The organism is Pseudomonas sp. LAM2023, assembly GCF_016620375.1.
In the GTDB taxonomy this organism is placed as follows: domain Bacteria; phylum Pseudomonadota; class Gammaproteobacteria; order Pseudomonadales; family Pseudomonadaceae; genus Aquipseudomonas; species Aquipseudomonas anuradhapurensis.
In genome coordinates this window covers 1-12,954 of the sequence record NZ_JAENHV010000029.1, presented here as the reverse complement: position 1 = coordinate 12,954, position 12,954 = coordinate 1, and the positions used below count along the sequence as shown (strand labels likewise).

The window sequence follows — 12,954 nt, the reverse complement described above, 5'->3', positions numbered from 1 at the left end:
GAACCCTAGCCAAACGTTTCCTGGGAACAACTGCCGCACATCATCAAAAGCGTGTCCATGGTTTGAATAACGTGCGATTTTCCATGCGGTCACAGTCACATATTTGGCGTCAGCGCCACCGTCCATCGGCAGCTGGCATAGAGGCCGAATCAATATTCAGGGTTAATTTCCGTCACCCAGGCGCTCACAATGACTACAAGCACAAACCTTGCCCAACATGCGGCCTGCAGCGCCCGAAAGGCCGGCCGGAGCGGGGTTGCAAGCCAATCCGATTGGCAGCAGCTCGCAGCGCTGCCTAGCCCGTGAGAACGATTTGCCTTGGATCAAAGAGATAACGAAGAACTGCGCGAATACTTGTAACCCCGTCAATCAAAAAGCATTGCGAACCTGCGCAACCAAACCTGACGGAAGCCCATTTTTCAATATATGAATTTTGACTAATAACCCGCCAAAAAACGTCAACGCGCCAGCGCCTGATTCCTGACGCCTGGATAAGTCGGTACTGATTGCAATCTGTCGGCAATGAGATGGCAGGCTATGCTGCAAATGAGCTTCGGCGTGCAAGCCGACTGGTACAAAACTGAAGCAACCACAACCAGGCATCGTCTGGTAAGAATGAAGACCGAAGAATTGTTTACTCAATATCGATTCAAGGCGACCATTGGCCGGTTGCCCAAGCGTCAGATGCCGTAGCCCCCAGGCCCACTGCCTGGCAGCAGCATTTGAACGCCAAGGTGAGCCAACCAACTCGAACGGCGGCTCACCCCCTACCCACCACAAGGATGAAGAGAGCGCCGCGTGGAATCCGAAGTCAGTCGAGTCCAACTCAGCCACGATCCACGCAGTCAGCATGACGATCCTCTGCTGGATAGTCTGTTGAGCCTGTGTGTCCTGCACCAGAAACCAGCCAGCCGGGTCATGCTGACCACCGGCCTGCCGTTGCCTGCCCAGCGCCTGAGCCCCGAGCTGCTGCCGCGCGCAGCCGCCAGAGCCGGGTTGCAAGGGCGCCTGCTCCAGCGCAAGCTGGAGCAGATCCCGAGCATCGCCATGCCGGCCATGCTACTGCTCAAGGAAGGCCGCAGCGCCGTCCTGTTGGGCTGGGAAAACGAAGACACTGCGCGTCTGCTACTGAGCGAGAGCGATGGTGGCGAGGTGCATGTCAGCCGCGAAGCCCTGCAGAGCGATTACAGCGGCCGGGTGTTCTTCGCCCAGCCGCAGCACAAGTTCGACGTCAACCACGGCAACCTCATCCCGCGGGCGAAGTCGTGGTTCCGTGACACCTTGCTGCGCAGCAAGTGGCTATACATCGATGCCATCGCCGCCAGCCTGGTGATCAACCTGATCGCCCTGGCCGCCCCCTTGTTCGTGATGAACGTGTATGACCGGGTGGTGCCCAACCAGGCCACTTCGACCCTTTGGGTATTGGCGATCGGTATCGCCGGCGCCTACATCTTCGACCTTATCCTCAAGGGCCTGCGAGGCTTGTGCCTGGACCTGGCCGGCAAGAAGACCGACCTGATCATCTCGGCAACCCTGTTCGAACGCATCGTCGGCATGTCGATGAAGTACCGCCCGGCCAGGGTCGGCAGCTTTGCCCAGAACATTCACGAGTTCCAGGGCCTGCGCGATTTTCTCGCCTCGCTGACCCTCACCAGCCTGATCGACCTGCCGTTCACCATTCTCATCCTGATTGTCATCGCGGTCATTGGCGGGCACCTGGTATGGATTCCGATCATCGCCTTCCCATTGGCCCTGGGCATCGGTTATGCCCTGCAGCGGCCATTGATGGCGACCATGGAGCGAACCATGGCCCTGGCCTCGGAGCGCCAGTCCAGCCTGATCGAAACACTGGCTGGCCTGGACGCGGTCAAGGTCAACAATGCCGAAAGTGAACGCCAGTACCTCTGGGAGCAGACCCTGGGCACCCTCAGCCGCCTGGAACTGCGAGTGAAGTTACTGTCGAGCCTGGCGATGAACATCACCCTGCTGATCCAGCAACTGGCGGGCGTGGCGATGATCTGCGTCGGCGTGTACCTGATCATCGACGGCAACCTCAGCATGGGCGGCCTGGTTGCCTGCTACATGCTCAGCGGCCGTGCCCTCGGCCCGCTGGGCCAGCTCAACGGCCTGCTCGCCCGCTACCAGCAGGCCAAGGTAACCATGGTCTCCACCGACCACATGATGGAGCTGCCGCAAGAGCGCAATTTCGAAGAGCGCCCGCTGAGCCGCAAGGTGCTGCAGGGCAGCGTCGAATTCCGCGGGGTCGATTTCACTTACCCGAACCAGCAGAACCAGGCCCTGAAGAACATCAACCTGACCATCCGCCCCGGCGAAAAGGTGGGCATCATCGGCCGCAGCGGCTCGGGTAAAAGCTCGCTGGCCAAGCTTATCGTCGGCCTCTACGAGGCCGATGCCGGGTCGCTGCTGGTCGATGGCGTGGACATTCGCCAGATCGACGTCAGCGAACTGCGCCACAACATTGGCTACGTACCGCAGGACATCCAGTTGTTGGCGGGCACCCTGCGCGACAACCTGGTCAGCGGCGCGCGCTACATCGAGGACGAGTTGATCCTGCAAGCCGCCGAACTGGCGGGCGTCCATGAGTTCGCTCGGCTGCACCCGGACGGCTACGAGCTGCAAGTGGGTGAACGCGGCCAGAACCTCTCCGGCGGCCAGCGGCAGAACGTCGCCCTTGGCCGTGCGCTGCTGCTCAACCCGCAGATTCTTCTGCTGGACGAGCCGACCAGCGCCATGGACAACACCGGTGAAGAACGCCTCAAGCAACGCCTGCAAGCGGTGGTGGAAGGCAAGACCGTGCTGCTCGTCACGCACCGTGCCTCGCTGCTGTCGCTGGTAGACCGGCTGATCGTGATCGATCGCGGGCAGATTGTCGCCGACGGCCCGAAAGCCGCGGTCATGGATGCGTTGAAGAAGGGGCAGATCAGTGTTGCATAAGCTGGATATGGGGCAATTCAAGGATGGCCTGCGGCGCTATTTCAAAGGTTCCGACTCACTGGGCGGCCAGCCGCTGCCCGAGGTCAACAAGGCCCTGATCGAGGATGCCCCGCGGGTCGTGCGGCTGACCATCTGGGGCGTGATCCTGTTCTTCGTGTTCCTTATCGTATGGGCCAGCGTTGCCCCCATCGACGAAGTCACGCGCGGCGAAGGCAAGGCCATCCCGTCCTCCAAAGTACAGAAGATCCAGAACCTGGAAGGCGGCATCGTTGCCGAAATCTTCGCCAAGGAAGGGCAGATCGTCGAAGTGGGCCAGCCGTTGTTGCGCCTGGATGAAACCCGCTTCGCCTCCAACGTTGGTGAAACCGAAGCAGACCGCCTGTCCATGGCCCTGCGGGTCGAGCGCCTGAGTGCCGAAGTGGAAGATCGCCCACTGAAGATCGACGAGGCGCTGCGCAAGGCTGCACCAAGCCAGGCCGCCAGCGAAGAATCGCTGTACCAGAGCCGGCGCCAGCAACTGCAGGACGAAATTGGCGGCCTGCAACAACAGCTGGTACAGCGCCAGCAGGAGCTGCGCGAGTACAGCTCCAAACGCGCCCAGTACGCCAACAGCCTGGAACTGCTGCGCAAAGAAATCAGCATGTCCGAGCCGTTGGTGGCCACCGGCGCGATCTCCCAGGTCGAAGTACTGCGCCTGCGCCGTGCCGAAGTGGAAAACCGCGGCCAGCTGGATTCCACCGCGCTGGCCATCCCCCGGGCCGAAGCGGCGATCCGTGAGGTGCAAAGCAAGATCGAAGAGACCCGCGGCAAATTCCGCAGCGAGGCGCTGACCCAACTGAACGAAGCGCGCACCGAGTTGAACAAGGCCACCGCAACCAGCAAGGCCCTGGACGATCGGGTCAACCGCACCATGGTCACCTCGCCGGTACGCGGTATCGTCAAACAGTTGCTGGTCAACACCATTGGTGGGGTCATCCAGCCTGGCAGCGATATCCTCGAAGTGGTACCCCTGGACGATACGCTGGTCATCGAGGCGAAGATCCTGCCCAAGGACATCGCCTTCCTGCACCCGGGGCAGGAGGCGACGGTCAAGTTCACCGCGTATGACTACACCATCTACGGCGGGCTCAAGGCCAAACTGGAACAGATCGGCGCTGACACCATCACCGATGAAGACAAGAAGACCACCTACTACCTGATCAAGCTGCGCACCGATCGCAGCCACCTGGGGACTGACGAGAAGCCGTTGCTCATCATTCCGGGGATGGTGGCAACGGTAGACATCATGACCGGCAAGAAGACCATCATGAGCTACCTGCTCAAGCCGATCATGAAGGCGCGTTCGGAGGCGCTGCGCGAGCGTTGATCGCTGTAGGAGCGGCCTTGTGTCGCGAAAGGGCCGCACAGCGGCCCCGGAATTCAGCAGCGATGCGTGAAATGCTGGGGCTGCTGTGCAGCCCTTTCGCGACACAAGGCCGCTCCTACAAGTTACCGCATTGTTCCTCAGCGATACCTGTAGGCTGTCAGCGCCAAGGCGCAGGCTCGCCGACCAACTGCCCCTGAATCCCGCCCACGCCCATCTCGCGCAACACCAGCCGCTCCCCTTCGGTCTCGACCCGCTCGGCAATCAGCGGCAAGTCGATGCTGTGTGCCGCGCGCTGGATCGCTTCGATGAACAGCCGCTTGTGCTGTTCATGGTCGATGTTGCGGATGTAGCTACCGTCGATCTTCAGGTACGCCAGGCCCAGGTGCGCCAGGTTGCCGATCATGCTGAAGCGCCCGCCAAAGCGTTGCAGCGCCAGGCCGAAGCCAAGCGCATGCAGGCGCCGGGTCAGCTGCTCCAGGGCAGCTTGTTCGGGCAGTTGCTCTTCGCCAATCTCGAAAATCAGACGCGGCCCCAGCGCCACATGCTGGCTCATCAATTCGAAGATACGCTGCAGGGCCTTGGCATCGGCCAAGGTAGCTGCTGACAGGTTCAGCGCCAGCACCTGGTCATGCCCGCGCAGGTGTGCGAGCACCTTTTCCAGCACCAGCACATCCAGCCGTGGCATCCAGCCAAAACGCTCCAGCCAGGGCAGGAAGCGGCCCGCCGGCAGTGCCTCGCCCTGGCCATCCTGCAAACGTGAAATCACCTTGTGGTGCAGTACTCGTTGCGCGGTGTCGCAATCCACCACCGGTTGGAAGAACAGCTCGAAATGCCCATTGTTGAACGCCTGGTCCAGCCGCTCATGCCAGGCATGCTGGCTGTCGGCGGCAACGGCGGCCACACCCTGCTCGAGGCATACCCAGCCCGGCGTCGGTTGGTTCTCGGCACGCGCCAGGGCCTCATCGGCGAGCTTCAGCAGCGCCTGTGGTGAGTCGCCTGGGCTGTAGGGCGCCAGGCCGATGCACGCCACTGGGTCGATATCACTGGCGCCAGTCTCATGCAGGCTGTGCAAGGTCGCTTCCAGGGCCTGGGCAAGCTGCACCGCCTCTTCATGCACCATGCCTGGCGCAAGCACCGCGAACTCGCCACCGCGGCTGCGGGAAATCAGGTCGTTGGTTTCCGGGTAGCTGGCACAGGTGCGGCGCAACTGCTCGCCCACAGCCTGCAGCAACTGGTCGGTACGCTGACCACCAAGGCGGGCGTTCAACCCCGCCAGCCCCTGGACCCGCAGCAACAGCAGGTAGCCGGAGCGCGCTTCTTCCAGGTTGCTCACACGGGTGTTCAGTTGCATCTCGAAATAACGCCGGTTGGACAACCCGGTCAGGCTGTCCTGGTAGGACTCGGCCCGCAGCCGTTCGCTGCGCTCGGCCTGTTCGGTGAACAGGGCCTTGAGCTTCTCGACCATCTGGTTCATCGCCTGCACCACGCGGCGCAGTTCCGGCGTACGCGGCAACTCTGGCAGGCTGAGGAATTCCCGGCGGGCGATAGCGTGGGACTGCTCGACCATATAATCCAGCGGGCGCAATTGGCGGCGCAGCAGCAACGCGCCGAGCACCGCGCTGGCCGCGCCACACAGCAGCAACCAGCCCAGGCTGCCCAGGGCGCTTTGCCAGAGCTTGGCGACGGCGAACATTGGGTGGCTGATCACTTCAACGCGCGCGGCCTGCTGCCAGCCGCGGCTGACGATGGCATCGCCCCCGGCGGCTTCCAGGCCGATCAGGCGTACGAACCAGCGCGGCACACCGCCAGGGTCCGGTTCGGCATGGCGTTCCACCAGCACCGCATTGGAACCCAGGTCGACGACCTTGATGCTCGAATAGTAACCGCTGTCGAAGATTGAACTGACCATCAGTTCGACCATCGCCGGGTCGTCGATATTCGGTGTCAGCGACAGCGCCAGCGCAGTCGCCGCATCCTGGGCGTGCGAGCGCAACTGGTTGACGTATTGGCTGCGCGAACTCTCCAGGCTGACCATGAAACTGCCACTGAAGGCGACCACCAGGAACAGGCAAATGGCCAACAGCAATTGTTTGAACAGTGACATCTGTGCTCCTTCAGTAAACCGGCTCGGCCGGGAACCCTTCGGCCTGCATTTTCTTCAGCAGATCCTGCCAGCGTGAAAGCCGCTTGGTATCGCCGACCTTCTTGTTGCCTGCGGCGCCCGTCAGCCACAGCCCTTCACCATTGAAAGCGTAAACCGGCAGCAGGTCTGTGCGCTGGCTGGCCGGCTTGATGGCGTCCATCAGGCTGTCCAGCACCAATGGCTGTGCCTGTGGGCTTGAATAATAGGTCAGGACCATGTGCGCCCGGTTCTGCCGCAGCGCCTTGACGTAGGTGATACGCAGCTTCTCGCTAGGGATACCCATGCGCCGCAGGCTGAAATACTTGGCGATGGCATAGTCCTCACAGTCCCCTGCGCCCTTGATCAGCGCCTGGATCGGCGTGGCCCAGTAATCGACCTCGTGCCACAGGTCGATATCCTCGACATAGCGCAACTGCTGGTTGAAGAAGCGGTTGACCGCCTGCAGTCGCTCAAGCTCCGTACCCTGCTTCTGGGTAGCCATCAGGTTCTGCCAGGCATCGATGCGACCCTGCCCGCTCCCCAACGAGCCATACAGCGCCTGCGACTTGCGGCTGATCTGGGAAAAGTCCCAATCCGCGTGCAGGCCGCCCAGCAGCATGCTGCCCAGCAGCGCAGCGAGGCCGACACGTTGCACAACGGTTTTGAGCATCCAGGTTAGCGCCACTGCGAAGCCCTGTTCAGGCCTGTCGAAAGCAGCGATGGTGCGGCTTGCAGCGGCAAAAGACAATGGCACCCTGCAATCATGCATCCGCTTGTCAGCCGACCTACACTTTAGGCTTATAACCTTCGTTGGGCCGCTTCCTTTGACAGGCGACTTCATCCACCATAGCCGCGCTTTTGGGGCGCCCGTTCCACTGCGGGGGCAAGCTGGACGCTCCCATGAGCTTTACTAGTGTCATTGGATCCAACTTTAGTCATCGTTGAGGCAGACGTCGCGTGGCCCAGAAATTCAAATTGAGCAATGTGCTGGCCAGTGAACAGCTGTTGCCGCACCAGGCCCGTGGCGTTATCGAAGAACGCCTGCGCAGTGCCATTCTGGATGGCCGCCTGCCTCCGGGTACTGCTGTGCGGCAACAGGAGCTCGCTACCTTGTTCGGTGTCAGCCGCATGCCCGTGCGCGAGGCGCTGCGCCAGCTCGAGGCTCAATCGTTGCTGAAGGTGGAAATGCACAAGGGTGCAGTGGTTGCACCGTTGATTGGCGAGGACGCAGTGGATACCTATGCCCTGCGCGTACTGCTCGAAACCGAGGCGCTGCGGCAGTCCATTCCGCTGCTCGATGCCAGCGACATCGCCAGCGCTCGCGGATATATCCAGCAACTGGAGAACGAAACCCGGCATGCCGAAATCGGCCGTCTCAATCGCCTGTTGCACATGTCGTTGTACAACAAGGCACCCAACAAGAAATTGCTGCGCCTGATCGAAGATGAGCTGAACCAGGAAGAACGCTTCCTGCGCTTTCATCTCTCATCCATGGGCCTGGGCAAGCTTACCCAGGACGATCACAACGCACTGGTCGATGCGGCCAGCGCCAAGCAGGTAGACGAAGCGATAACGGTGCTGGAAAAACACCTGAATACCGCAGCAGGGGTGATCCGCAGGTACCTCGATAGCCAGTTGGGGCGCTAGCCGTGCAATGACACCCGGGCACGGATCAGGCATGGGTTGCAAATCGATCGGCCTCCGCCAACAATGAGACTAATTATCATTCATGTCCATTGATGGCAGCGCCCTCATCCATGTCCAGCAACGACTCCTTGCAAACGCTCTACAGTGACCACCACAGCTGGTTGCATGCCTGGCTGCGCAGCAAGCTGGGCAATGCCGCCGATGCCGCAGACCTGGCCCAGGATACCTTCGTGCGCTTGCTGCAGCGTCGCGAACACCTGCAACTGAATACGCCACGTGCCTTCCTGCGGACGGTCGCGCGTGGGCTGGTAATTGATCACTGGCGGCGCGAGGAACTGCACAGGGCCTATCTCGAGGCGCTGGCACACCTGCCGCAAGCACACACCCCCTCGGCCGAAACCCAGGAATTGCTGCTGGAGTTGCTGGAGCGCATCGCGCGCATGCTCGACGGCCTCAAACCCAAGGTACGCCGCGCCTTCCTGCTGGCCCAATACGAGGGGCTGAAGCATCAGGCCATTGCCGACCAGATGGGAATCTCGGTGCGTACCGTGGAGCGCTACATAGCCGATGCGCTCTACCACTGCTACCTGCTGCGCTACGCAGACGAGTACTGATGCCATGAGCACCGCACAGCCTGATGCAACGACGGTCAAGCAGGCCATCCAGTGGATGCTGAGGCTACGCGAAAGCGGGCACGATCCTGCCCTGCAGCGACAGTGCGCGCAATGGCGGGAAGCCCGCCACGAACACGAACAGGCTTGGCAACGGCTGGTACACCTGCACCAGGAACTCGACATGCGCGCAATCCCCGGAGCTGGGCTGGCCATGCAAACCCTGGAAAGCAGCCAGCGCCGCTTGCAGCGTCGGCAGGCCCTGAAACTGCTTGGCGGGGTTGCGATGGTTGGCTCGGCGGCATGGCTAGGCACAGGCCTTGATGGCATCAATAGCTGGACATCGGACTATGCCACCGCCACGGGAGAACGACGCAGCTTCCGGCTTCCCGATGGAACGTCGATACAACTGAATACGCGCAGCGCAGTCGACCTGGCTTTCAAAGACGGGCAAAACCTGATCCGCCTGAAGCAAGGGGAAATGCTGATTACCTGCGGCCCGCAGCGGCCGATTCTTGTACAAACACGCGACGCACTGCTGGAAGGGCTCGAAGGACGCTTCGTGGCGCGGCAGGACAGCGACTGCACCAGGGTCAGTGTCAGCCATGGCAGGGTAGCGATACACCGGCCCGGCAAAGGCGCGATGCAGTGGATTGAAAGCGGCCAGAACTGGCGCCTGGATGCACAAGGGGCCTATCGGCTTGAGCAGGTGGACATGGATGCGATGGCCTGGACTGAAGGGTTGCTCGTCACCCGGGACATTCGCCTGGTCGACTTTCTCACGCAGGTCAGCCGTTATCGTCATGGTTATCTGGGCTGCAGCGATGACACCGCCGATTTGCGCCTGTCTGGTGTATTCCGCCTCGAAGACCCGGAGCAATTGTTGCTGGTGCTGCCACGGACGCTGCCGGTAAAGCTCCGGCAAGTCACCCGCTGGTGGGTGCGTGTCGAGGGGCTGGCCTGACGGGTGACGACGCTTGCCTTGGGCGCTGCGAAGCGCTCCAACAGCTTTTTTGGCGGGTTTCGAATGCCAGTTCGGCTAGGACAGTAAACCTTCCCCTGCCCTCACGTTAACGGACCCTTCATGCCTACCGCCTCCGCGCACCCAGCCAACGCGAATGATTTTCGACCTGTCTTAGACTCAACAAAACTTCACAAAGCGATCCGGGCCGCCTTGTTCGGTACCGCATTGGGCCTGACAGCTGTCACATCGATGTCCATGGCAGCTGAACCTGCCGAGCTTAGCCAACACTATACAATTTCGGCCGGCCAGTTGGATGATGTGCTCAACCAGTTCGCCCGCCAGGCCGGCATCACCCTGTCAGCCACACCGCAGCTCACCCAAGGCTTGCAGTCCAACGGGTTGCAGGGGCAATACCCTACCGACAAGGCACTGCGGCAGCTGCTTAACGGCAGCGGCCTGGAAGCAGTCAGCCAGGACGGGCGTAGCTACGTGCTGCAAGCCCAACCGCAAGGTGCGGCGTTGTCGCTGCCAGACACCGATATCCATGGTTTCACCCTAGGCAATGCGCTGGGTAGCATGGACGGGTACAACGCCACGCACAGCCAGGTGGCGACCAAGACCAGTATGGCGTTGGTCGAAACATCCCAATCGGTCTCGGTGGTCACCCGGCAGCAGATGGACGACCAGGGCTCACAGACGGTTGCCCAGGCCATGCGCTACACACCCGGGGTACTGACCAACCCCTACGGTGCTACCCACCGCTACGATTATGTGGCCATGCGTGGTTTCAATGACGGCTCGGTGGACAACATCTACGTCGATGGGCTCAAGTCGATGGGGGACAACGGTACCTACAGCACCATGCAGGTGGACCCTTACTTCCTGGAACGGATAGACATCCTCAAGGGGCCTTCTTCGGTACTCTATGGCCGTAGCTCCCCAGGAGGCCTGGTAGCACTGACCACCAAGAAGCCGTTGTTCACCCGCTACCGCCAAGTTCAGGCCACGGTCGGTACCCAAGGCCAGCGAGGCATGGGTTTCGACTTCAGCGGCCCTGTGGATGACGACAAGCGCATTGCGTACCGCCTGACAGGCCTTGCGGATGCTTCCGACACGCAGTTCGACCACAACAAGGAAGAACGCTACGCCATCGCGCCGGCCATCAGCATCGACTTCAGCGAGGACACCTCGCTTACCCTGCAGGCCTACCTGCAACACGACCCCAACGGCGGGTACCACGGCGGCAACCCCGCAAACGGCATGCTGCACAAGCGCAACGGCTTGCGCCTGTCGGACCATTTCTTCGAGGGTGAGCCGGGTATCGACAACTACGAGCGTACCCAGCAGTCCTTCAGCTACCAGTTCGAGCATCGCTTCAACGATGTACTCACCGCGCGACAGAACTTCCGCTACCAGGATTCGGACGTGTCGATGGACCAGGTGTATTCCGCCGGTTGGGCGGATGCCGACAGCAATATCCTCAACCGCGCCTACACCGGCGGCGACGAGCGCCTGCATTCGTACATCATCGACAACATGCTGCAGGCCGAATTCTTCACGGGGGCCGCCAAACATACCTTGCTGCTGGGTACCGATTATCAACGACGCAAGGCCGATGTGGCATGGCGTTATGGCACAGTCGACCCGCTGGATGCCGGCAACCCGCAGTACGGCAATGGCAACCTGCGGGTGCTGGGCGAAAACCGCTACCAGCGGCGTTTACAACAAACGGGTGTGTACTTGCAGGACCTTGTGGAACTGGACCAGTGGCGTTTGTCCTTGGGGCTGCGCCAGGATTGGGTGAAGGTGTCCGAGGAGAACCGCGATAGCAACACCAAGGTCAATGATCAGCGCTCCAGGTTTACTACCCGCGCTGGGGTGCTCTACCTGTTCGAAAATGGCATTGCGCCTTATGTCAGCTACTCGGAGTCATTCAACCCCAATACGGTTTCCGACCAGGCTGGTCGCCCATTGGCACCAACCGAGGGCACTCAATGGGAGGCCGGCATCAAGTATCAACCGCCCGGGAGCGACAACCTGTTCACTGCATCGTTATTCCGAATAGAACAGGAGAACCTGGCCTCCAAGCAGCCTGACGAAGACTTCTATCGCCCTGTAGGCCAAGTGCGCTCGCAAGGGCTCGAGTTGGAGGCCCATGTGCAGCTGACCGACAGCTTGAAGGTGCTGGGCGGCTATACCTTCACCGATATCGAGTACGCCAAGTCCATGCCCAGCCTGGTGTCGGCCACCTTGGACAACAAGGGCAATTCACCAACCCAGGCGCCAAAACAGATGTTCTCCCTGTGGGCGGATTACAACTTCCGGCAAGGGGCGCTGGATGGCCTGCGGCTGGGCGGTGGCGTGCGATATGTGGGGTACAGCTGGGTCGATGCGGAAAACAGCATGAAAGTGCCCGCCTACACCTTGTTCGACGCCTCGATCGGCTATGACCTGAGCAAGATCGGCCTTCGGGGTGTGGATGTCCGCCTGAACGCCAACAACCTGACCAATGAAAGCTACATCAGCTCGTGTGCCAGCTTGGACTACTGCTACATGGGAGAGGAACGCAACGTGAGTGCTACCGTCAGCTATCAGTTCTGAACCCGCGGTAGCCGTAGCTGCACATTCCTATACCGCTATCGCCCTGGCTTGGGAGTCATGGCCCGGAAAAGACAAAGCCCCTGTCTGCAGCGCAGACAGGGGCTTTGGATTTGAATCTTGACGATGACCTACTCTCACATGGGGAAGCCCCACACTACCATCGGCGATGCATCGTTTCACTGCTGAGTTCGGGATGGGATCAGGTGGTTCCAATGCTCTATGGTCGTCAAGAAATTCTGTGTGCTGGCCCGTCCCTCGGACGTGCCTGCGAATCTCTGTAGTTCCTACTTAAAGACAAAACCCCTACCTGCATGTGCAGATAGGGGTTTTGCGAAATGAATCTTGACGATGACCTACTCTCACATGGGGAAGCCCCACACTACCATCGGCGATGCATCGTTTCACTGCTGAGTTCGGGATGGGATCAGGTGGTTCCAATGCTCTATGGTCGTCAAGAAATTCTGTTGCCAGAAGGTCCTGATAGACACTCCAGCGAATTCGGATATGTGATGTTCGTGGTTCGTTGCGAACTTTCGGTTCGTATCATCTTCACCACCGCAATCTGCGCTAGCAAATTGCTTGGGTGTTATATGGTCAAGCCTCACGGGCAATTAGTATTGGTTAGCTCAACGCCTCACAGCGCTTACACACCCAACCTATCAACGTCGTAGTCTTCGACGGCCCTTCA

At 60.6% G+C, this 12,954-nt stretch carries 9 protein-coding genes and 3 rRNA genes; 6 read left to right on the top strand and 6 right to left on the bottom strand.

All coding sequences use genetic code 11. The features are described 5' to 3' along the window. Window positions 1-369: 369 nt before the first annotated feature. A complete protein-coding gene (locus JKP78_RS18435; protein WP_200627331.1) occupies window positions 370-852 on the bottom strand; it encodes a hypothetical protein in 483 nt (160 codons plus the stop codon). Between JKP78_RS18435 and JKP78_RS18430 the strand changes: the two genes are divergently transcribed. Continuing rightward, window positions 799-2,955, top strand: a complete 2,157-nt coding sequence (locus JKP78_RS18430; protein WP_170027726.1) for a type I secretion system permease/ATPase — start codon at window positions 799-801, stop codon at window positions 2,953-2,955. The two genes, JKP78_RS18435 and JKP78_RS18430, sit on opposite strands and share 54 nt — an antisense overlap. Before the next feature lie 7 nt (window positions 2,956-2,962). Then, complete coding sequence (locus tag JKP78_RS18425; RefSeq protein ID WP_170027725.1) at window positions 2,963-4,321, top strand: HlyD family type I secretion periplasmic adaptor subunit; 1,359 nt, start codon at window positions 2,963-2,965, stop codon at window positions 4,319-4,321. A gap of 157 nt (window positions 4,322-4,478) precedes the next feature. Here JKP78_RS18425 and lapD read toward each other — a convergent pair whose 3' ends face one another. Continuing rightward, the gene (gene lapD, locus JKP78_RS18420) at window positions 4,479-6,425 is read right to left on the bottom strand and encodes a cyclic di-GMP receptor LapD (protein ID WP_200627145.1); all 1,947 of its coding nucleotides are present in this window, start codon (window positions 6,423-6,425) and stop codon (window positions 4,479-4,481) included. Between the two features lie 10 nt (window positions 6,426-6,435). After that, window positions 6,436-7,197, bottom strand: coding sequence for a cysteine protease LapG (gene lapG / locus JKP78_RS18415; protein ID WP_200627321.1), 762 nt, complete (start codon window positions 7,195-7,197; stop codon window positions 6,436-6,438). 203 nt (window positions 7,198-7,400) lie between these two features. On the opposite strand from lapG, the gene JKP78_RS18410 reads away from it, so the two are divergent. From JKP78_RS18410 to JKP78_RS18395, 4 genes are all read left to right on the top strand, one after another. Next, on the top strand, window positions 7,401-8,090 hold the full coding sequence (locus JKP78_RS18410) for a GntR family transcriptional regulator (RefSeq protein ID WP_186690705.1): 690 nt from the start codon (window positions 7,401-7,403) through the stop codon (window positions 8,088-8,090). Between the two features lie 110 nt (window positions 8,091-8,200). Next, complete coding sequence (locus JKP78_RS18405) at window positions 8,201-8,704, top strand: sigma-70 family RNA polymerase sigma factor (protein WP_200627144.1); 504 nt, start codon at window positions 8,201-8,203, stop codon at window positions 8,702-8,704. A 4-nt stretch (window positions 8,705-8,708) separates the two neighbouring features. Continuing rightward, window positions 8,709-9,665 (top strand): FecR domain-containing protein, encoded by a 957-nt coding sequence (locus JKP78_RS18400; protein ID WP_186690701.1) that lies wholly within the window; start codon window positions 8,709-8,711, stop codon window positions 9,663-9,665. Window positions 9,666-9,785: 120 nt separating this feature from the next. Next, on the top strand, window positions 9,786-12,266 hold the full coding sequence (locus tag JKP78_RS18395) for a TonB-dependent siderophore receptor (RefSeq protein WP_200627143.1): 2,481 nt from the start codon (window positions 9,786-9,788) through the stop codon (window positions 12,264-12,266). A gap of 115 nt (window positions 12,267-12,381) precedes the next feature. Here JKP78_RS18395 and rrf (JKP78_RS18390) read toward each other — a convergent pair. The 3 genes from rrf (JKP78_RS18390) to JKP78_RS18380 form a co-directional block, all read right to left on the bottom strand. Continuing rightward, window positions 12,382-12,497 (bottom strand): 5S ribosomal RNA (gene rrf, locus JKP78_RS18390). Between the two features lie 109 nt (window positions 12,498-12,606). Further along, window positions 12,607-12,722 (bottom strand): 5S ribosomal RNA (gene rrf, locus JKP78_RS18385). Window positions 12,723-12,856: 134 nt separating this feature from the next. Continuing rightward, window positions 12,857-12,954, bottom strand: a 23S ribosomal RNA gene (locus JKP78_RS18380); the annotation flags it as partial.

Excerpts from the sequence above, each read along its gene's own strand:
- JKP78_RS18425 (WP_170027725.1), top strand. The coding sequence starts at position 2,963 with ATGGGGCAATTCAAGGATGGCCTGCGGCGCTATTTCAAAGGTTCCGAC.
- JKP78_RS18405 (WP_200627144.1), top strand. The coding sequence starts at position 8,201 with ATGTCCAGCAACGACTCCTTGCAAACGCTCTACAGTGACCACCACAGC.
- JKP78_RS18435 (WP_200627331.1), bottom strand. The coding sequence starts at position 852 with ATGCTGACTGCGTGGATCGTGGCTGAGTTGGACTCGACTGACTTCGGA.
- lapD (WP_200627145.1), bottom strand. The coding sequence starts at position 6,425 with ATGTCACTGTTCAAACAATTGCTGTTGGCCATTTGCCTGTTCCTGGTG.
- JKP78_RS18400 (WP_186690701.1), top strand. The coding sequence starts at position 8,709 with ATGAGCACCGCACAGCCTGATGCAACGACGGTCAAGCAGGCCATCCAG.
- JKP78_RS18395 (WP_200627143.1), top strand. The coding sequence starts at position 9,786 with ATGCCTACCGCCTCCGCGCACCCAGCCAACGCGAATGATTTTCGACCT.